The organism is Methylobacterium sp. Leaf108, from assembly GCF_001423265.1.
In the GTDB taxonomy this organism is placed as follows: domain Bacteria; phylum Pseudomonadota; class Alphaproteobacteria; order Rhizobiales; family Beijerinckiaceae; genus Methylobacterium.
The window spans coordinates 394,699-415,122 of sequence record NZ_LMND01000030.1 but is presented as its reverse complement, the minus strand read 5'-3'; the positions used below and the strand labels follow the sequence as shown (position 1 = coordinate 415,122).

At 69.1% G+C, this 20,424-nt stretch carries 15 protein-coding genes and 1 pseudogene; 3 read left to right on the top strand and 13 right to left on the bottom strand.

Annotated features, from left to right (window positions below; all coding sequences use genetic code 11):
- Nucleotides 1–618: 618 nt before the first annotated feature.
- The 10 genes and pseudogenes from ASF39_RS14710 to ASF39_RS14670 all read right to left on the bottom strand — a co-directional run.
- A partial coding sequence (locus tag ASF39_RS14710; protein ID WP_210168677.1) for a cadherin-like domain-containing protein occupies nucleotides 619–3,834 on the bottom strand: 3,216 nt, incomplete at its 3' end.
- A 340-nt stretch (nucleotides 3,835–4,174) separates the two neighbouring features.
- Nucleotides 4,175–4,888: a helix-turn-helix transcriptional regulator gene (locus tag ASF39_RS14705; RefSeq protein WP_156387626.1), complete on the bottom strand. Its 714-nt coding sequence runs from the start codon at nucleotides 4,886–4,888 to the stop codon at nucleotides 4,175–4,177.
- 130 nt (nucleotides 4,889–5,018) lie between these two features.
- Nucleotides 5,019–5,492, bottom strand: coding sequence for a VOC family protein (locus tag ASF39_RS14700; RefSeq protein WP_156648514.1), 474 nt, complete (start codon nucleotides 5,490–5,492; stop codon nucleotides 5,019–5,021).
- Between the two features lie 165 nt (nucleotides 5,493–5,657).
- On the bottom strand, nucleotides 5,658–7,316 hold the full coding sequence (locus tag ASF39_RS22650; RefSeq protein WP_348271522.1) for an ATP-binding protein: 1,659 nt from the start codon (nucleotides 7,314–7,316) through the stop codon (nucleotides 5,658–5,660).
- Nucleotides 7,299–8,480 (bottom strand): annotated as a pseudogene (locus ASF39_RS22645) (PAS domain-containing protein); the annotation flags it as partial. The gene ASF39_RS22650 and the pseudogene ASF39_RS22645, both read right to left, overlap by 18 nt.
- Before the next feature lie 362 nt (nucleotides 8,481–8,842).
- Nucleotides 8,843–10,039: an HWE histidine kinase domain-containing protein gene (locus tag ASF39_RS14690; RefSeq protein ID WP_056285220.1), complete on the bottom strand. Its 1,197-nt coding sequence runs from the start codon at nucleotides 10,037–10,039 to the stop codon at nucleotides 8,843–8,845.
- A gap of 67 nt (nucleotides 10,040–10,106) precedes the next feature.
- A complete protein-coding gene (locus ASF39_RS14685; protein WP_056285086.1) occupies nucleotides 10,107–10,391 on the bottom strand; it encodes a hypothetical protein in 285 nt (94 codons plus the stop codon).
- Nucleotides 10,392–11,525: 1,134 nt separating this feature from the next.
- Complete coding sequence (locus ASF39_RS14680; RefSeq protein WP_055883601.1) at nucleotides 11,526–12,527, bottom strand: sensor histidine kinase; 1,002 nt, start codon at nucleotides 12,525–12,527, stop codon at nucleotides 11,526–11,528.
- Between the two features lie 264 nt (nucleotides 12,528–12,791).
- Nucleotides 12,792–13,055 (bottom strand): hypothetical protein, encoded by a 264-nt coding sequence (locus tag ASF39_RS22110; RefSeq protein ID WP_056285083.1) that lies wholly within the window; start codon nucleotides 13,053–13,055, stop codon nucleotides 12,792–12,794.
- Nucleotides 13,056–13,096: 41 nt separating this feature from the next.
- Complete coding sequence (locus ASF39_RS14670) at nucleotides 13,097–13,723, bottom strand: 2-hydroxychromene-2-carboxylate isomerase (protein ID WP_055883604.1); 627 nt, start codon at nucleotides 13,721–13,723, stop codon at nucleotides 13,097–13,099.
- Between the two features lie 186 nt (nucleotides 13,724–13,909).
- Between ASF39_RS14670 and ASF39_RS14665 the strand changes: the two genes are divergently transcribed.
- Nucleotides 13,910–15,166 (top strand): argininosuccinate synthase, encoded by a 1,257-nt coding sequence (locus ASF39_RS14665; RefSeq protein ID WP_055883607.1) that lies wholly within the window; start codon nucleotides 13,910–13,912, stop codon nucleotides 15,164–15,166.
- 83 nt (nucleotides 15,167–15,249) lie between these two features.
- Here ASF39_RS14665 and ASF39_RS14660 read toward each other — a convergent pair whose 3' ends face one another.
- The 3 genes from ASF39_RS14660 to mtgA all read right to left on the bottom strand — a co-directional run bounded on the left by ASF39_RS14660 (nucleotide 15,250) and on the right by mtgA (nucleotide 17,662).
- Nucleotides 15,250–15,819 (bottom strand): hypothetical protein, encoded by a 570-nt coding sequence (locus ASF39_RS14660; protein ID WP_056285080.1) that lies wholly within the window; start codon nucleotides 15,817–15,819, stop codon nucleotides 15,250–15,252.
- Nucleotides 15,820–15,852: 33 nt separating this feature from the next.
- Complete coding sequence (locus ASF39_RS14655) at nucleotides 15,853–16,842, bottom strand: DUF4424 domain-containing protein (RefSeq protein WP_056285077.1); 990 nt, start codon at nucleotides 16,840–16,842, stop codon at nucleotides 15,853–15,855.
- A gap of 82 nt (nucleotides 16,843–16,924) precedes the next feature.
- On the bottom strand, nucleotides 16,925–17,662 hold the full coding sequence (mtgA, locus tag ASF39_RS14650) for a monofunctional biosynthetic peptidoglycan transglycosylase (protein WP_156648504.1): 738 nt from the start codon (nucleotides 17,660–17,662) through the stop codon (nucleotides 16,925–16,927).
- Between the two features lie 44 nt (nucleotides 17,663–17,706).
- Between mtgA and ASF39_RS14645 the strand changes: the two genes are divergently transcribed.
- Together ASF39_RS14645 and ASF39_RS14640 are read left to right on the top strand one after the other, a co-directional pair.
- Nucleotides 17,707–18,669, top strand: a complete 963-nt coding sequence (locus ASF39_RS14645) for a polyprenyl synthetase family protein (RefSeq protein ID WP_055883618.1) — start codon at nucleotides 17,707–17,709, stop codon at nucleotides 18,667–18,669.
- Nucleotides 18,670–18,889: 220 nt separating this feature from the next.
- Nucleotides 18,890–20,374 carry a SulP family inorganic anion transporter gene (locus ASF39_RS14640; protein ID WP_156648503.1) on the top strand — a complete coding sequence of 495 codons (1,485 nt, stop codon included), beginning with the start codon at nucleotides 18,890–18,892 and terminating at the stop codon, nucleotides 20,372–20,374.
- The last annotated feature ends 50 nt before the right edge of the window (nucleotides 20,375–20,424 follow it).

The following is a 20,424-nucleotide window of genomic DNA, read 5'->3' as shown; positions in this document are numbered from 1 at the left end:
AACGCCGGAGACCGTGGGCGCCTGGGTATCCACCGTCCAGAGGGTGGACTCGGGCGTGAGGTCGGCATTGCCGGCCGCATCCACCGCCCGCACGGCGAAGCTGTGCACGCCGTCGGCCAGCCCGGTCACCGTGTAGGGGCTCGTCGTCCTGACGTAGCCGCCGCCGTCGAGGCTGACCTCGTAGTGATCGACGGCGATATCGTCGCTGCCCGAGAAGGTGAAGGTGGCACTCGTCGCGCGGGTGACGGCGGCCGGCCCCGAGACGAGCTGCGTCTGCGGCGGCGCGACGTCGACGTTCCCGACCACGCCGGCCGAGGCCGAGGCCAGGCCGGTGTGGCCCTGGTCGTCGGTGTAGGAGACGGTCACCGCAATCGCCTGCCCCGCCGCGGTGTAGTCGGGCGTGTAGCTCGCCGACGATCCGGTCAACAGCACCCTCGGGGCCTGAGGATCGCTCACGTCGGTGAAGGTGTAGGTGATCGCCCCCGTCGCCCCGTCGGCATCCGCCAGCAGCGCGACGATCGGCGTGCCCTCGCGGGCATTGCCGTCGGTCAAGCCCGTCAAGGTCAGGACCCCCGCCCGGTCGACGTCGAGCACGTCGATGGTGAGGCTCCGGTCGTNCGGCGTGCCCTCGCGGGCATTGCCGTCGGTCAAGCCCGTCAAGGTCAGGACCCCCGCCCGGTCGACGTCGAGCACGTCGATGGTGAGGCTCCGGTCGTYGACGAGGCCGCTGCCGTCGGTGGCCCGCACGCCGAGCACGTGCCGGGCCGCGGTCTGCGCGTCGACGCTCCTGCCGGCGGCCAGCGCGACCACGCCGGTGGTGGCATCGATGGTGAACAGGCCGGCCTGGTTCCCGCCCTGGATCGCATAGGTCAGCACGCCGGCGCCGTCCGGGTCGGTCGCCGACAGCGTCGCGACCGTCGTCCCGGGGGCGGCGCTCTCCGACAGCGTGACGGTGCCGGGCTCAGCCAGCACAGGCGCGTCGTCGACGGCGTCGATGGTCACATCGCGCGTCGCGGCGACCGAGGAGACGCCGTCGCCGACGTCGTAGCTGATCGTAATCGGCCCGTTGTAGTTCGCGGTCGGGGTGATCGTGTAGCCGCCCGCGCCGTCGCTGACGAACGTGCCGTGGTCGACGCTGAGGTTCGAGAGCACGGGCGTCGTGCCGTCGGGGTCGGTGAAGCCCTGSAGCAGCTGGGCGCTCGTCACCGTGAAGGCGGTGTCTTCCGTGCCGTCCGCCAGCGTCGCCTGGGTGCCGGTGAGGCGCGGGGCGTCGTTCACCGCCGTGATCGCGGTGCTCAGGGTCGYGGGGATCGACGCGGTGCCGTCGCCCACGTTGTAGCTGATCGTGAGCGGCCCGTTGTAGTTCGCGGTCGGAGTGATCGTGTAGCCGCCCGCGCCGTCGCTGACGACCGTGCCGTGGTCGACGCTGAGGCTCGAKGCCACGACCGTCGTGCCCTCGGGGTCCGAAAAGCCCTGGAGCAGCTGKGCGCTCGTCACCGTGAAGGCGGTGTCTTCCGTGCCGTCCGCCAGCGTCGCCTGCGCGCCGGTGAGGCGCGGCGCGTCGTTCACCGCCGCGAGCGTCGTGCTCAGGGTCGCGGGGATCGACGCGGTGCCGTCGCCCACGCTGTAGCTGATCGTGAGCGGCCCGTTGTAGTTCGCCTCGGGCGTGATCGTGTAGTCGCCCGCGCCGTCGCTGACGACCGTGCCGTGGTCGACGCTGAGGCTCGAGACCACGGGCGTCGTGCCGTCGGGGTCCGAAAAGCCCTGGAGCAGCTGTGCGCTCGTCACCGTGAAGGCAGTGTCTTCCGTGCCGTCCGCCAGCGTCGCCTGCGCGCCGGTGAGGCGCGGCGCGTCGTTCACCGCCGCGAGCGTCGTGCTCAGGGTCGCGGGGAGCGAGGCGGTGCCGTCGCCGACCGAATAGCTGATCGTGAGCGGCCCGTTGTAGTTCGCCTCGGGCATGATCGTGTAGCCGCCCGCGCCGTCGCTGACGACCGTGCCGTGGTCGACGCTGAGGCTCGAGACCACGAGCGTCGTGCCCTCGGGATCGGAGAAACCCTGGAGCAACTGAGCGCTCGTCACGGTGGAGGCGGTGTCCTCCGTACCGGCCGGCAGTGTCGCCTGCGGGCCGGTGAGCTGAGGGGCGTCGTTGATGGCGGCCAGCGTGAAGGTGCGGGTGGCGCTGACCGCGTTGACGCCGTCGCTCACCTGGTAGCTCAGCGTCACCGGGCCGTTGGCGTTCGCCGCCGGCGTGACGGTGTAGGTGCCGTTGCCGTCGGATGTGACCGAGCCGCTGGAGGTGATCAGCCCCGTCACCGCAAGGGTGGTGAAGTCCGCATCGGTCCAGCCCTGGAGGAGCTGGGCCGCCGTCACGGTGTAGGCGATGTCCTCGCTGCCGGCGGCGAGCGCCGTCTGCGGGCCGGTCAGGGCCGGCGCGTCGTTGACGTCCACCGCGAAGGTCCGGGCGGTCGAGGCCGAGCTCTGATCGCCGCCATAGCTGGCCGCCGCCGTGACGCTATGGGCGGCGTCCGAGAGCTTGACGGTCGGCGTGAAGGTCCACGCGCCCGAGGCGTTGGCCCTGGTCGTGCCCACGGTCGCGCCGTCGATGACGACGGTGACGATGCTGTTGGGACTCGCCGTGCCGCTGATGTCGGGCGTGTCGTCGGTGGTCGTCGCGCCGTTGGCCGGGCCGGTGATCACCGGAGCGGCCGGCGCCGGGATCTCGTTGACGTCGAGGGTCTCGCCCGCCTGGCCGAAGGTCTGACCGAGGGGGCGGTCAGTCCCGTCGTCCACGGCGACCCGGCCGCGCAGGTCCGGCAATCGAAAGACACTGATTCCGTCGCCACCGTAGGTTGCTCCGATCAGTGTATACAGCGCCTGATACTGATTGATCGGTAGCAGCTGGCCTTCGGCGCGCAGGTAGCCTTCCGGCAGGTTCGCGTCGCTGACGTCGGTGCCCGCATAGGCGAACAGCTCGCCGATGTAAGGCTCCGAGTACGCGCCGCGCCCTCCGTCACGGTCCGGGTAGAGCCCCTGGACCGCGATCAGGTAGGTCATGACGAGGGCCGGCTGGCCATTGGCGAAGGCCTGGCCGGATCCGCCAGCCGACGCCGGGGCGTTGGCGTTCGTCAGCGAGACGGTGGCGGAGCCGACCTGCTGGCCGATCACCGTCGATGCGTCGTCGCCCATGACCGCCCGTCCCGTGAGGTCGGGCAGACGGAACGTGGTCCCGTCGCCGCCGTAGGCCGTGCCGAGCGCGGCGTAGAGAAGTGGATAATCCGCGCTGTTCAGCAGGCGTCCGTCGGCCGGGAGGAAGCCCTCCGGTACGATGTCGAACGCCGTCTGCATCAGAGTCCCGGCCCGATAAGTGCCGAAGAATCCATTGACCGAGATCAAGTAGTTGGCGGCCTCCGAGGACTGGTGGTTGTCGAAGGCCTGGCCCTGTCCGCCGAGGTTGGCCGGCAGGTTGGCGGTGGTCAGGGCCGTCGCGGTGGTCCCGCCGTGCTGTCCGAGGCCGGTCAGGAAGCCGCCGCCGACACCGACCGACACGTCGCCCATGAAGTCGGGCAGCTTGAAGGTCGTCCGGCCATCGCCGCCGTAACGCGTTCCGAGTATCGAGTAGAGCGCCTCGTTACCCCTGATGTTCAAGGTCTGGCCGCTGACGTCCACGCCCGGCGCGTAGGACGCGGCGGTCAGCCGGATGACGCCCATGTATTCGTCGTCGTTCTGTGGGGCCGTGCCGGGGCCGCCGCTGCCGGCCGTGGGATAGAGCCCCTGGGTCGTGATGTAGGACTTCACCACGAGCGACGGCTGGGTGTTGCTGACGGACTGCGACATGACATGGCCCCCGGCCCCGGCGATCCCCCTCCGATCGGGAGGCGTCGTCGGTCCTTCTTGTTCGCGGTGATCTGCACGCCTCACCACGACCGCGAGAGACTGTCCGTCTCGCGGTCGCACGGGCGCCTTCTCGCACAGTGGCATAGTGGGCCGGCGCGGCCGGCGCATCATCCATATGGATGATGCGCCTTAAACGTTAGCGAGCATTCACCGGCTTTGATTAACTGTGGCCAATCTGCGGCAGTATCTCGATAGTCGAGGCGGTCGACGTTCAGTCGAATACCAACACATGTTATAAGGTAGGCAGCGATCGCTCGATCCGGGGCGGCTTGCACGATCGTCAAGGCAGGCCCGCCAGGCGCGATGCCAATGCAACGAGCTCGACCTGACCGCGCGTCCTGGTCTTGCCGAAGATCGACACAAGTTGTTTGCGGACCGTGGCAAGGCTCACGCCCTGCGCCGCGGCAGCCTCGGACGGGCTCGCGCCGCCCGTGAGGAGGATGGTGAGACGCGCTTCGGCGGGAGTGAGGTCGAAGACCTGCTCCATCGCGAAACGGTCGGGCGCCACCGGCCGGTCGAGATCGATCAGGAGCAGGGCGGTATCGCTGCGCTCGCCCCCCGCCTGTGCGATCGGCACCGCATGCAGAAGGAGCGGCCGGCGGCCTTCGCGTGCGACGACCGTCCAGTCGTCGACCCCGAGGCCCAATCGCCGCGCCCCGCGCGCCAGGAGGGCGCTGACCGCGCCGGCGATCGCGCCATCGTCGGCAGCTGCCTCGCCGACGAGGGCGGTTTCCTGCCCCAGCACGGCCCGGCCCTGCGCATTCATGGCCTGGACCGCGCCGAGGTGATTCAGGATCACGGTGCCGCACCCCAGCCGGCCGAGGGCCTCCAGGAGCGCCGACCCGGGATGCACCCGGGCGCCCTCCCGTTCGAGGCTGCCCGGCCGGGGGCTTTGCCCGGAGGCCACAAGCGTTTCGAACGCCGATTCGTCACGACGATGGCCTCGACTGTCCGCCACGCTGCCCCACCGCGTCTGGTTGCGCAGGACTACCATGGGGGACACCGGCCGTCCGTCGCGCGACGTGTCTGAGCGTCCCAGATCTCGGCCCGACCCGTGCCGCCCGGCCGTCTCGGGTCGCGAAGGGATCCTTCGCGCCCGGGCGGGCGGCGCAGCCGAGGTGCCGTCAGGTGTCCATGGCCGCCTCGATCGCCGCGACGTCGATCCTGCGCATGGCCATCATGGCCGAGAACGCCCGTTGCGCCGCCACGCCGCCGGCCGCCAGCGCGGAGGTGAGGACGCGCGGCGTGATCTGCCACGAGATGCCCCAGCGATCCCTGCACCAGCCGCAGGCGCTTTCCTGGCCCCCGTTGTCCACGATGGCGTTCCACAGGCGATCCGTCTCGGCCTGATCGTCGGTGGCGATCTGGAAGGAGAAGGCCTCGCTGTGCCGGAAAGCCGGCCCGCCGTTGAGGCCGATGCAGGGGATCCCCGCCACCGTGAACGCGACGGTCAGCACGTCGCCGGCCTGTCCCGACGGGTAGTCGGCCGGCGCCCGGTGGACGGCGCCCATGGTGCTCTGCGGGAATGTCTCGACGTAGAAGCGGGCCGCGGTCTCGGCGTCCTTGTCGTAACAGAGGCAGATCGTGTTCTTGGCGATCATCTTGGCTTCCCTCCTCGCGCTGCCGGCGACAGGGCATCGCCCGCGATCCTCAGGGACGCGGCGGCAGGCCACCATCCAAGCATCGTGCGCCAGAGCGTGCAAAGCGCGGCGATCGCGATCCGCGACGGTGTGCGGGAGACGACGGTCCGTCGGCGCATGTGTTCACGAGGCGGCCGACCCGCCGCCGCGCCTGCGTCGCGCGGCGACCTTGCGCAGGGTCCGCGAGAGCTGCTCGACCGAATAGGGCTTGTGGAGGAGCTCGAAGCCGTCGGTCCCGTTGCGGGCGAGCACGTGGCTGTAGCCGCTCGCGAGCAGGATCGGCAGGTCCCCGTGGAGGCGGCGGATCTCGTGGGCGAGCTCGATGCCGTTCATGCCCGGCATCACGACGTCGGTGAAGACGACATCGAAGCGCGTCGCGTTTCCGGAGAGCTCCGCGAGGGCCTCGTCGGCGTTGGTCGCCCAGACCGTGGCATAGCCGAGTTCGGCGAGGGTCTGGGTGGCGAAGGTGCCGACGTCCATGTTGTCCTCGACCACGAGGATCCGCATGCCGTGGCCGTCGCTCGACGGTTGGTCGTCGGGCGCTGTCGTCTGGGCGATCCCGCCAGGAGGGACCTGCGGGAGATAGAGCGTGAAGGTCGTACCGAGGCCGGGGGTGCTCCGAACCTCGATCTCGCCGCCCGACTGCTTGGCGAAGCCGAACACCTGCGACAGGCCGAGGCCGGTCCCCTGGCCGACGCCCTTGGTGGTGAAGAACGGCTCGAAGATGCGCTCGATGTCCTCGGGGGCGATGCCGGCGCCGGTGTCCGCGATCGAGACCGCGACGAAGTTCCCGGACCGCGCCGGGTGGGAGCGCATGGCCGGCACCTGCGACGTCGCCGCCACCGCGATCGTGAGGACGCCCTCGCCTTCCATGGCGTCGCGGGCGTTGACCGCCATGTTCACGATGGCCGTATCGAACTGGCTCGGATCGGCGTCGATGTAGCAGGCCGTCTCGGCCAGCCGGGTGACGATGCGGATACGCGCACCGGTGAGCGTGCCGACCATGTCGGCGACCCCCGTGACGCTGCGCCCGACATCGAACACCTCCGGCTTGAGGGCTTGGCGCCGGGCGAACGCGAGGAGCTGCCCGGTGAGCTTGGCCGCCCGGGCCACCGTGTCGGAGATCGCGCCGACGTAGCGCTGCCGCCGTTCCTCGGGCAGGTCGGGACGTTTCAGGAGGTCGGTGGACGACTTGATGACCGTCAGGAGATTGTTGAAGTCGTGCGCGACACCCCCGGTCAGCTGCCCGACCGCCTCCATCTTCTGGGCCTGGCGCAGGGCATCCTCCGCCAGACCGAGTTCGCGCGTGCGCTCCTCGACTCGCTGCTCCAGCGTCTCGTTGAGATGGCGCAGCTCGGCCGAGATGCGCTTCTGGTCCTCGATGTCCGTATTGGTGCCGACCCACCGCAGCACCTCGCCGGACGCGCCGAGGATCGGCTCGGCGCGCACGAGGAACCAGCGATAGGCGTCGTCGAACCGGCGGATGCGGAACTCGGCCTCGTAGACGTCCCCGGTGGCGACGGAGGCGGCCCAGGTCACCCCCGCCGCCTCGATGTCGTCGGGGTGGACGATGTTCGTCCAGGTCGTGCCGTCGAGTTCGCCCGGCTCGGCCGCGCAATAGGCGTAGACCTGGTCGTTGAACCAATACAGGAGCCCGTCCGCGGACGCGGCCCAGACCTGGTTGGGCATCACCTGGGCGAAGACGCGGAACTGCTCTTCGCTCTCGCGCCTGGCCGCATCGGCCCTGGCCCGTTCGACCGCGTCCCAGACCCGCGCCGCCACCTCCTCGACGAGCTCGACCTCGTCCTGCGTCCAGGCCCTGCGCACCCGCTGGTTGACGTAGAGCGCCGAGCGCAGCTCGCCCGACCGCACCAGGGGCACCGCGATCAGGGCGGCGATGCCGTAGTCGCCAAGCCCCAGACCGGCCGTGCCCGGATCGGCCTCGACGTCCGTATACACCGACGTCCGCCCCGCCCGGAGGTTGGCGATGTTGCCCGGACCGAATGCGTCCAGGGGATAGGTGCCCACCAGAGGCTCCACCCCGTCGAGATATTCGGTTTCGAGGGTGACGGTGTCGCCGTCGGGCTCGATCAGGCCGTAGCCGACCCGATCCGCGCCGATGTGGCGACCGAGGGCGTCGACCGCCGCCTGCATGGCCGCGCGCGGGTCCGCCTGCCCGCGCAGGCCGTCCCCGAGGGCGAGCATGAACGCTTGCCGGCGCTCGGTGGTCCGTAGCGCCTCCTCGGCTCTGACCCGCTCGGTGACGTCGTAGCCGCCGGCGAAGATGCCGGTGACCGTTCCTTGGTCGTCCCGGATCGGCTGGTAGAGGAAGTCGATGAAGCGCGTGTGGGGGTCGCCCGCGAGCTGGATCGGCATCGCCTGCGCCGAGAAGGGCAGCCCGGTGCGATAGACCTCGTCGAGCAGGACGAGGAATCCCTGTACCTCGATCTCGGGGAAGACGTCGCGCACCTTCCGCCCCACGAAGGTGCGCGGACCCGAAAGGGCGATATAGGCGTCGTTGACGTGTTCGAAGACGTGGTCCGGACCGGCGAGGACGGCGACGAAGCCCGGCATCTGCTGCAGGAGCTGGCGCTGGCGCCTGCGCTCGCCCGCCGCATGCCGCTCGGCCTGGACCTGGAACGTCGTTTCGGTGCAGGCGCAGAACAGACCCGCGATGACACCGCCCTCGCCCGGCACCGGCGTGTATGAGAAGGCGAAATGCGTCTCTTCGGGGTAGCCGTTGCGATGCAGCGTGAGTTCGAGGTCGTCCATATGGACGGGTTCGCCCGCGAAGACCCGGTCCATCAGGGCACCGACCGACTCGCTGACCTCGGGCCAGACCGCGAAGAACCGGCGTCCCATGGCGGTGGGGTGGCGCGCCGCCAGCATGGGGGCGTAGGCGTCGTTGTAGAGGAGGATGCGGTGCTCGCCCCAGGCCACGAACATCGGCTGGCGCGAGCCCAGGAGCACCGTGACCAGGGTCATCAGCGGCGGGGGCCACGTCGCCGGTTCGCCGAGTTCCGACGCGCTCCAGTCGTGGGCCCGCATCAGTGCGCCCGCCTCCCCGCCCCCCGGAAAGGTGGACGCCCATGGCTCGGCGCCCTTTCCGGCCAGGACGGGAGAATCGATCACGATGACGCTCACGGGACGGCCCGGGCTGGCGGGCTGCGCAGCGGCGCCCGGCACGGCCACGCGGCGATCGCCCGATCGCGAACGAGGCGGAACCCGAGGTCGATCATGGAAACGCGAACACTCATCGTCGGGACTTTCCTCAGCCGCCGTCTACACGATCGATCCAACCTCGCGGCTCACACCGCTTCGAGGGGGATGTCGATGGTGCACACGACCCCTGCCGGCTCGTAGTCAATCTGCACCTTGCCTCCGAGTTCGCTGGCAAGGCCCCGCTCGATCATCCGCGTGCCGAACCCCCGCCGGGTCGGCGTCGTCACGCTCGGGCCCTTCCGTTCCTGCCATCGCAGAGTGAGACGCGGCCTCGCCTCCTCCGAGCCGTTCTCCCGGTCGAGGATGGCCCACGATACCGTCACGGTGCCGACGTCGTTCGACAGGGCCCCGTACTTGGTCGCGTTCGTCGCCAGTTCGTGCATCATCATCGACAGGGCGAGCGCGGTGCGGGGCACCACCCGGACGGCGTCGCCCTGCCAGCGACAGCGTTGCCGGTCGGCGTTGTGGAGGTTGAGCGCGTCGTCGACGAGCCGGGTGAGCTCGGCGCTCTCCCATTTCTCGGCGGTGAGGACGTCGTGGGCCTTGGCCAGGGCGATGAGCCGTGCCGTGATCGCCTCCCGGGCGTCGTGCAGCGAGGCGGCCGTGCGCAGCGACTGGGTCGTGAAGGCCTGGACCGTGGAGAGGGTGTTCTTCACCCGGTGGTTGAGCTCGTGGATGAGGAGCTGCTGATGCTCGCTGGCGAGCTGCGCCTCGGTGAGATCCCTCAGGATCTTCAAGAAGCCGGTCAGGCCGCCCGCGTCGTCGCGCATCGGCATCATCAGGCCGTTGGCCCAGAACTGCACGCCGTCCTTGCGCAGGTGCCAGCGGTTGTCGTCGGCCCGGCCGTCGGTGACCGCGAGCCGCATCTCCTCCTCGGCAATGGCTTCCCGGTTGTCGTCGGGTGTGAAGATGACGTTCACGGGGCGGCCGACCGCCTCGTCCTCCGCCCACCCGAGCAGGTTTTCCGCCCCCGTGTTCCAGCCGGTGATGCGGCCGGTGAGGTCGATGGTGAAGATCGCGTAATCCTTCGCGCTCTCGACGGCGAGGCGATACCGGGCCTCGCTGGCCGCGAGCACCATCGAGCGCGCCTTCAGGTCCGCCAGGGCCCGTTCGAGTTCGGCCGCACGCTCCCGTTCGAGCGCGAGGGCGGCTCGGCCCTCGGCGATCTCGCGCTCGTCCTGGGCCCGCGCCGAGGGGCTCTCCTCGGCCAGGCGCTGCACCGCCTCGTCGAGGGCCCGCCTCAGACGCGCGATCTCGGCTTCGAGCGCGGCTTCCCGGTGCATCGGCTGGTCCTCCCGCGGGACCTCGTGCGGAGGCATGGACGCGTCGCGGTCGCTCAAATCGGTTTCCTCACAATCTCTCGGTGCTCGCTCCGCAGGGCCGGCCGAACAAGGCGTCCTTGCGGGCGCGCCAGGCGTCGTTCGAGGGCCACTTGTAGTCCCGGTCCGGCATAGGGGGGATCCCCCTCACCTCGGCGCGGAAGAACGGCGGGATGACACTGTCGCGCTCATGCGACACCTTCATCGCCCGTATCGGCACGACGATGCCGTCCTCGCCCGGGCTGAAGAAGCCGCCCGAGTCCATGACCGCGTCGATGCGCCGGTCCGTCGGCGCGAAGACGGCGTTCCTGACCATGCCGGCGATCCTGTCGGCCGAACCGCAAGCCTCGGCTCCGATGATCCGGTCCGCCCGCAGGCCCGAGGAGAGCGCGCCGACACCGACGTATGAAGGATCGCCTGTTCCGACGTGGCACCGGCGATCCGGCATTCTGCCAGGGCGCGAGTAGTTGGGAACGCGCCGCCGCGGAGGGCGGCCGGCAGGCCGTGACGGAGTTTCATGTATTGCCTTGGTGAGCCGAGGGTGGCCACGACGTCCGGGCGATTCGCGGATGTCGTTCCTGCGACGAGGCGCTTTTACTCGGGTGCGACGCGCACGCCGACCCCGACTGTCGACAATCGGAAACCCTTTCGAACGGGAAAAGTTTCGCTTGGCCTTGGCGGTGCGGAGCGAAGATCAAAATATTGTTCGGATTCACGCGACGGCTTTTGCCGATATCTGCCTTCAATCAGGAAGATACCTAACTCACGACGACTTGGGGGCGCCGAGACGTGAGGCCGCAGGGCTCCGGCGCGGGCCACCCGCAGGCTATCGCGGCTGCGATCATCCCGTTCGGATACGGCATGCGACAGCCCATGTCAGTGGGTGCCAAGTGTCTCTCCGCGACGATCAGGCGGGAGCACATCCTACTCACAGGCGCCGACGCCCTCGATTTGCGACCAGCGATAGCAACGAAATAGATTGACAGCGGAAAAACACAAATGACCGAGCGGGGTCAGTTCGAAATCAAGACGAAAAGAAAATGGAATAAGGATTCGTCATAAGATATTCGTAACAAAAAATTGTGTCGTCACTTTACCTTAGCCATGCGGTCGCGCTCCGATTGTCTGTGGCAAGGAGCCTTCCCATGGTCATATTGGACCCGGTCAGCGGTCATCGCATCATCCTTCAAGCGGCGGCAACGCCGTCACCGCGCCCCCGCCGGACCGGCCAGACGACCGATGCCGCCGTGCAGAACGGCGGTGCTCGATGTCCGACCGTCCCGAAGACCCATGACGCTTCGACGGTGCGTCGCCCCCGTTCATAGGACCGACAGCCGGGCGTTGGCGGGGCCCGGGCCCGCCGGCGCGTTGGGACACGGATCGTTCGCATCCCTGTCGCTCACGGCCGCCGCCACGGCTCTCGACGTCTCGCGTCGGCCGAGGCCGGACCTCACGCCACCAGGTAGGCCTTGTTCATCTGCAAGGTGACCACCACGCCGGCCTCGTCCCAGGTCCGTTCCACCGCGCCATCGAGCTGTTGGGTCATGGCCCGGTTCAGGAGCTTGCTGCCGTAGCCGCCGGGCCCCGTGGGAGCCGATACCCGCGGGCCGCCTCTTTCCGTCCAGGTGATCACCACGGTGTCCTCTTGCACGGGGCAGGAGATGTCGAGGGTGCCCGTGGCGACCGAGAGGGCGCCGTACTTGAGCGAGTTGGTCGCCAGCTCGTGGATGACGAGCGCCAGCGTCGTCGCCGCCGCCTCCCCCACTCCCATCCTGGGCACCGAGACGCGGATACGTCCGCTGAAGGCGCCCATGTCGTCGTAGGGCGCCAGCAGGATCGACAGCAGGTCGCCGAGAAGGGCGGCCTTTCCCTGGCCGCCGGGCAGCGGACGGACGAGGTCGTGCGCCCGCCCGAGGGCGGTGAGGCGCTGGGTGAGCTCGCGCGCCATGTCGGTGGTGGTGGAGGTGGAACGCGAGGTGATCGCTGTCAGCGAAGCCGCGATCGCCAGCAGGTTCTTGACGCGATGGCTCATCTCGCCCGCCAGCAGCTCCTGGCCTTCCTCGGCCTGCTTGCGTCCGGTGGCGTCGAGGAAGATGCCGAACATGATCGCCCCGACGATGCCGTGGTCGTCGCCCTGGCCGCGGGCGGAGATCCAGCGGACGTCGGTGCCATGGAGGACGCGGAAGTCGGTCTCGTAGGGACCGAGGATGGCCCGGGTCGCGGAGAACGCCGCCCTCACCCGGTCCTTGTCGGCGGGATGGATGCGCGAGGAGAGATCCTCGAAGCTGACGCGCTCGCTCATCGGGAGGTCCCAGAGCGTGTGTCCGTACTCGTCCATTGTGAACGTGTCGTCGTCGACGTTCCAGGACCACAGGGCGACACCGGCGGCGTCGATGGCCAGCCGCAGATGCCGAGGGGTCCATGTGGTGCACGTCGGTGGACTGGCTCTCATGTCGATCGTCTCCTCATGCCAGCCGCGAGATGCGCATTGGCGGATCCGGCGCCGCCGAGGGGCGGTCGATCGACCGGACCGCGCGACGTCTCATCGACATCCACAGGGCATCGTGACGCAAGAACGGCATGGCATTCAAATGTCGGGAGCTGAACCATACGGTAGTTTTTCGGAAATGTCGCGCATGTAAAAAATCTGTTTTTCAAGAGGTATTCATATTGCCAAGCGTTGTCGGTCTGGCGATGGTTTAAAAAATAAGTGATATCAGAAGTAAAAATTGTCCTTGTCGGAGAGTTGTGCGCCGTGACGCCATGGCCGGATCGTGCCGACCGGACTCGGCCCCGCGTTTCTCCGCTGCTCGGCGTCGACGCCGACTGCCGAGACGGCACGGGTCCCGTGACCGCCGCGGTCGTGGCCGCCGGCCCCGCCTTGGGCCGATGCGACCTCGCGGCAGATGCCGAACGACCCGTGCGATCCCTCGAACCACGACGCCCCGGACAAGCATTTGGCCGGGGCGGTCGCCTGCATGGTCCGCGCAGGCGCCACCCGCTCGATCCGTCGGTAGCGTCTCAGCGCAGCGTGCCGGGGCGGTCTCCCACCGACCAGGCCAGCGCCTGATCGAGGCGGTCGTTGCCCCAGAACAATTCGCCGTCCTCGGTGAGGAAGGTGGGGGCGCCGAAGATGCCGCGCGAGCGGGCTTCCTCGCCGTTCACCCGCAGGCGGCCCTTGTTGGCCTCCAGGGCGGCGGCCTTGAGGATCACCGTGCCGTCGAGGCCGAGGCCGTCGAGGAGCGCCACCACCGCCGAAGGCTCCGCGATGGATTGGCCCTTCGCGAACACGCTCTCGAACACCGCCTTGGAGAACGGCACCAGCCAGTCGTGGTCCATGCCGTAGGTGGCCGCTCGGGTGGCGCTCAGGCTGTTTTGGGGGAAGGGGTTGGGCCGCGTCAGCGGCGGCAGCGCCAGCCGGGCAGCCTCGCGCTCGACGTCGCGCCACATCGCCTTGCCCTTGGCCGGGAAGAGGTTGAAGGGGGAGGAATTCCAGCCCTGGGCCGCGAAGATCGGACCGAGCAGGAAGGGTCGCCAGCGGATCTCGACGCCGGCCGCCGCCGCCGCCGCCTCCACGCGCATCGCCGCCAGATATGAGTAGGTGGACGCGAATTCGTACCAGAATTCCAGGGTCGGCCGCCGCGCCATTCGTCGCCTCTCCAGGGTGGTTGGTCGGGAAGTACCGTGGCGTGACGCACCCTATGCCGCAAGGCGGCGGCGCGTCACCGGTCTCGGGGGGGCGAACGCACGGGCGGCATGGCGGTTGCACGGCGTATCGCCCGGCTGGTAAGCCCAAGAGACCCCGATCACGACCCGTCGAGCGAAGCGAGACCCATGACGTCCGAGACTCCCCAGGCCGAGCTTCCCAAGACCGTCAAGAAGGTCGTCCTCGCCTATTCCGGCGGTCTCGACACCTCGATCATCCTCAAGTGGCTGCAGACCACATACGGCTGCGAGGTGGTGACGTTCACCGCCGACCTCGGCCAGGGCGAGGAGTTGGAGCCGGCTCGCCGCAAGGCCGAACTCCTCGGGATCAAGCCCGAGAACATCTTCATCGAGGACCTGCGCGAAGAGTTCGTGCGCGACTACGTGTTTCCGATGTTCCGCGCCAATGCGGTCTACGAGGGCGTCTACCTGCTGGGCACCTCGATCGCCCGGCCGCTCATCGCCAAGAAGCAGATCGAGATCGCCGAGAGGGTCGGGGCCGATGCGGTCTGTCACGGCGCCACCGGCAAGGGCAACGACCAGGTCCGGTTCGAACTCGGCTACTACGCCCTCAAGCCCGACGTCACCGTCATCGCCCCCTGGCGCGAGTGGGACATGCGCTCGCGCGAAGCCCTGATCGCCTTCGCGGAGGCGCACCAGATCCCGATCTCGAAGGACAAGCGCGGCGAGAGCCCATTCTCGGTGGATGCCAACCTCCTGCACGCCTCCTCCGAGGGCAAGGTGCTGGAAGATCCCGCCGACGAGGTTCCGGACTACGTGTACTCGCGCACCCTCTCGCCGGAGGACGCGCCCGATACCCCCACCGTGGTCACCATCGGCTTCGAGAAGGGCGACGCGGTCTCCATCGACGGGGTGGCGATGTCCCCGGCCACCCTGCTGGCCAAGCTCAACCAGCTCGGCCACGACAACGGCATCGGCCGCCTCGATCTCGTGGAGAACCGCTTCGTCGGGATGAAGAGCCGCGGCATGTACGAGACGCCGGGCGGCACCATCCTGCTGCCGGCCCACCGCGCCATCGAGTCGATCACGCTGGACCGGGGTGCCGCGCACCTCAAGGACCAGATCATGCCGCAATACGCGGAGCTGATCTACAACGGCTTCTGGTTCTCGCCGGAGCGCGAGATGCTCCAGGCCCTCATCGACAAGAGCCAGGAAATGGTCACCGGCGAGGTCCGGCTGAAGCTCTACAAGGGCGGCATCCACGTCATCGGCCGGTCGAGCCCGAACTCGCTCTACGACCAGGACCTCGTCACCTTCGAGGAGGGCGCGGTCGCCTACGATCACCGCGACGCGGCCGGGTTCATCAAGCTAAACGCGCTGCGGCTGCGGACCCTGGCGCAGCGCAAGAAGGTGCTGGGGGCATAAACGCGCCGGGTCGAAGAGGCCGGTGCCCGGTCGGTCCCTGACGCCCCCGGGGCGAAAGCTGGAGGCCGACGCCGGCTTTCACATCACGCGAGCGGTCTGGCCGGAAACAACCCGGGGCCGAGGTCGGCGTACCGCAGGAAGATCTGCAGGGCCGGCTGCATCTCGTGATGGAGCGGACCGAGGCCGGCAACGTCTCGCGCGGCGCCGTAGGGCGCCTCCGAGTCGACCGCCGGGATGTCGCGGCCTTCGTCCCAGACGATTGCCAGGGCCGGGATCAGCGCCAGGTGCTCGGCCGTCACGTCGAAGGTGATGTGCTCGGGCGTTTCCCCGGTGTCCTCGTCGCGGAACACGTCGCCGACGTCGTCCGAGGCGAGCTTGGCCAGGGTGTTGTGATAGGCGTAGCGGCCGGGCTTGAGGACGGCGTGGGTGACGAACACCGCGAGGGCGTCGCCGAGCGCTCGGTGTTCCTCGTCGGCGCCGTCGTCGTCACCGGTGACGTTGGCGATGTCGCCGTCACGGTCGGCGCTGCCGTAGGGCGCGTCGGGATGGACGATCGGGGCACCCACGCCCTCGGGGTTCCATGCCACCACCATCCGGCGGATCAGCGCGATGCGCTCTAAGGTGAGATCAACGGTCGGTGTCGGTTCGGGCATCGGAGGTCTTTCGAGAAGCATTCCAGCTTGGCTCTATCGGATACCGAGAGCCTCCGCATCCTGGGAGACGTAGAGGACCCGCAGGTCGGCATCGGGCACGAAGTTCGTGGCGGTGAAGGAGAAAGTACTGGGCCCGGTCTTGACGAGACCGTTCCGGCACAGGCTCACGAGGGTCTTCGGATGCCCTTTGTCGATGGTCAGCGCGAAGGTACCGATGGTCCCGGCCCAGTTGCGCGCCGTGGTGACGATGTAGGGGACCACGACGCCCCGCACCGCATCGTCCTTGCCCTTTCCGGCGAGAAACCGACGCACGCCCGCGACGCCGGCATCATCGAGGCAGTAACGCTGGCGGAAGGCGCGGTCGTCGAGGTCGCTGCGTCCGATGAGGATGCTGCCCTTCACCGGCCGGTAGGCATGCTCGATGACGAGATCGCGCCCGGCCGGAAAGGTCTGATCCCAATAAAACTTGGCCTCGCTGCGCCATTGCCCGCCATCGGGGCCCTCGTCCTCTGGGATCAGCCCCGCGGCGGCGAGTTCGGCCTTCGCCGTCGGCGTGAGCTTGGCCACCGCCGCTCCGTAGGCGTCCCGGCGCATGGGATTGAGGGGAACGGCGTGCTTGCGCAGGAGATCGCTGACCTCGCGGGCTCCCAGGAAGGCGCGTTCCTCGAGTTGCGGCGTCAGCGCCTGACCGTCCACCGTCACCGTGAACCCGACGAAGTTGGGGCTCGATTCGTCCGGCAGGCTCTGCGCGGAACTGGTCAGTTCCGCGCCATCGATGGGCGGAAGCGGGAACGCCACCTTGAGGGTGCGCGCGGCCGCCGAGCGATTGCGGAAGACGTAGCGCACGGTGATCCGGTCGAGGCCGATGGTGAGATCCTCGCGAACGAGGGCGACCTCGGGGTCTTTCACCAGGACGAGGCCACCGGCATCCAGTTCGGCGGCACTGTCGTTGGCGAGCGCCTGCGGGGCGTTCAGGGCGGCACACAAGGCGAGCGCGAGGGCGACGCGGGGGCGACAGAGCATGGGGAGACGCGATCCGGAACAGGCAGGTTGGCCGTATCGCCGATCGCCGAGCGGTGCACCAGTGCCCGTCCCGTCAAAACCGTCAGCGTTTCAAGCAGCCCATCAGGCCGGAGACTGCATTCATTCGCGCCTGGATGCGCGCGGCCTGCGCTCGCACGCCCCGCGACGGCAGGGCCGGATTGCGCAGGATCGGGTTGGGCAGAACGGCGGCCAGCAGCGCGGCCTCGCCGCGGGTGAGCGCGCGGGCGGGCTTGCCGAACCAACGCTGGGCGGCGGCCTCCGCCCCGAACACCCCCTCCCCCCACTCGGCGACGTTGAGATAGACTTCCAGGACGCGGACCTTGCCCCAAAGCGTGTCGACAACCATGGCCAGGGGAATTTCCAGGGCCTTGCGGACGACAGAGCGGCCCGGCCAGAGGAAGACGTTCTTGACCGTCTGCATCGAAATCGTGGAGGCGCCCCGGCTCGGGCCTTCCTCGTCGTCGACCACGTCGCGCAGGGCGCCCCAGTCGACGCCGCCGTGCTGGCAGAAACGCTGGTCCTCCGATGCGATCACCGCCTGGACGAGCAGGGGCGAGATCGCGTCGAGGCCCACGGCGTCGCGCGCCACGGGCTGGAGCGTCAACCATCGCCCCAGCATCAGGGTTGAGGGCGGCGTCACCGCGCTATAGACGAGCGCGAGGCCGACGACGGACACCAGCAGGAGGAGAGGGAGCAGCATGACCACGCCGACCATGCGCCGCAATCCCCCGCTCCGGCGCCCGGCCCGCTCGAGGGGGCGCCCCATGTCCTCCTCGTCGTCCTGATCGCGTCTCACCACACGCAACACCCGCTCGCCTCGCCGCCACCGTCGAAAGACCGACCATGAGTTCAACGCAACCATCGCACGCTTCGGTCAAGGTGGATGCCGCGACGCAGGCCTTTACCCACAAGCTCGGCGCGACGGCCGACGCCGTCGAGGCCTTCCTCGCCGAACGCCTCGGCGACGCGACCCAGACCGGCGAGATCGTCCGTCCGGCGCGGCTGATGGAGGCGATGCGCCATGCTGTACTGGGCGGCGGCAAGCGCCTGCGCCCGTTCCTGGCGGTGGAGACCGCGCGCATGCTCGGCGGCGACGAGGCCGGCGCCCTGGCCGCCGGATCGGCGATCGAGCTCGTCCACTGCTATTCCCTGGTCCACGACGACATGCCGGCCATGGACGACGACGACCTGCGCCGCGGCAAGCCCACCGTCCACAAGGCCTACGACGACGCCACCGCGATCCTCGTCGGCGATGCGCTCCAGACCCTCGCCTTCGAGATCCTGGCCGACCCGACGTGGCAGCCCCAGGCGGCCATCCGGGCCGACCTCGTGCTCGGTCTGGCCAGGGCTTCGGGCCTCGGCGGGATGGTCGGAGGCCAGATCCTCGACCTCGGCGCCGAGGGCCGGTTCGGGCCGGTGTCGCTCACCGTCGAGGACACGCTCCAGCTCCAGGCCATGAAGACCGGCGCGATCCTGGCGTTTTCGGTGGACGCCGGCGCCCTGGTGGGCGGCGCGACCTCGGACCAGCGCGCGGCGCTGCTGCGCTACGGCCTGGCCCTGGGCCAGGCCTTCCAGATCGCCGACGACATCCTCGACCGCGAGGCCTCGCCCGAGGCGATGGGCAAGGCCACCGGCAAGGACAAGGACGCCGGCAAGGCGACGCTGGTGGACCGGCTCGGCCTGGACGGCGCACGGGCCGAATGCGACCGGCTGGTGGATGTCTGCGACGCGGCCGTCGTCTCCTGGGGCGAGAAGGCCGAGACCCTGCGTCAGGCAGCGCGCTTCACGGTGATGCGGACGGTCTGACGCGGACTCCCGCCACGCCCGGCGATGTTGCGTCGCGGCAAGGGCGTGGTATGGGAGCGCCATGCATCTCAAACGGTTCATCGACTTCCTGGGGCTGACGCCGCCGTAGCGGCCGCGTCGTCCGAAGTCGTTCGCCCGGCCCGCCAGCGGCGGCCGGGTCCGTGATGCCTGGCCCCTGCCGGCGCGATGCGCGCGGGGCTTTCGAAAGCCGTTTATTGCGATGTCGATCCAGCACCTCCGGAGCGAGTGGGCTCCCAACGTCACGCGTGAAATCCTGGCGGGCACCGTCGTCGCCCTGGCGTTGATCCCGGAGGCCATCGCCTTCTCGATCATCGCCGGCGTCGACCCCAAGGTCGGCCTCTATGCCTCGTTCTGCATCGCCGTCGTCACCGCCTTCGCCGGGGGGCGGCCGGCGATGATCTCGGCGGCCACGGGGGCGATGTCCCTCCTGATGGTCACTCTCGTGAAGGACCACGGCCTCGGCTACCTGTTCGCCGCGACCATCCTCACCGGCCTCATCCAGGTCGGTGCGAGCCTGCTTCGCCTGGGCGACCTCATGCGCTTCGTGTCGCGCTCGGTGGTCACCGGCTTCGTCAACGCCCTGGCGATCCTGATCTTCCTCGCGCAGATGCCGGAGCTGATCGGGCGCGGCACCGGTGTCTACGTGATGACGGCGGTCGGCCTCGGCCTCATCTACGGCCTTCCCTACCTGACGAAGGCCGTCCCCTCCCCCCTCGTCACCATCGTCCTGCTCACCGGGGTTTCGATGTGGTTCGGGCTCGATCTGCGCACCGTCGGCGACATGGGCGCGCTTCCCGACGAGCTGCCGTGGTTCGCCCTGCCGCAGGTGCCGCTCACCCTGGAGACCCTGCGGATCATCCTGCCCTACGCCCTCACGCTCGCCATGGTCGGCCTGCTGGAGAGCCTGATGACGGCGGCGATCCTCGACGAGATGACCGACACCACCTCCGACAAGAACCGCGAGTGCGCCGGCCAGGGCCTCGCCAACGTCACCGCCGGCTTCTTCGGCGGCATGGCCGGCTGCGCCATGATCGGCCAATCGGTGATCAACGTCTCCTCGGGCGGGCGGGGCCGGCTCTCCACCCTCTGGGCGGGCGCGTTCCTGCTCTTCCTCATCGTGGTGCTCGGACCCTATGTGGCGCGGATCCCCATGGCGGCCCTCGTTGCGGTGATGATCATGGTGTCGATCAACACCTTCCAATGGAAGTCGGTGCGCACGCTGCTCACCCACCCCAAGAGCTCCAGCTTCGTCATGCTCGGCACCGTCGTCGTGGTGGTGGTCACCCACGACCTCGCCAAGGGCGTGCTGTTCGGCGTCGTCCTGAGCGGCCTGTTCTTCGCCCACAAGGTGACGCGGTTCTTCTCCGTCACCGCGCACCGCGACGAGGCGTCGAACCGGCGGCGCTACGTCGTGACGGGCCAGATCTTCTTCGCCACGGCGGAGGCGTTCCATGCCGCCTTCGACTTTCGCGAAACAGACCTCGCCGCCGTGGCGATCGACCTGACCGCCTCACACTTCTGGGACATCAGCAGCATCGACGCCCTCGACCGCGTCGTGCTCAAGTTCCGTCATCAGGGCGTGCCGGTGGAGATCGTCGGCATGAACGAGGCGACGGCCAGTCTGGTCGACCGCGTCGGCCGTCACGACAAGCCCGGCGCGACGCTGACCCGCGGCGGCCATTGATCGTTCGGGACGGCGGACCCTCGGGTCACGGGCGGCGGGGGAGCGCCCAC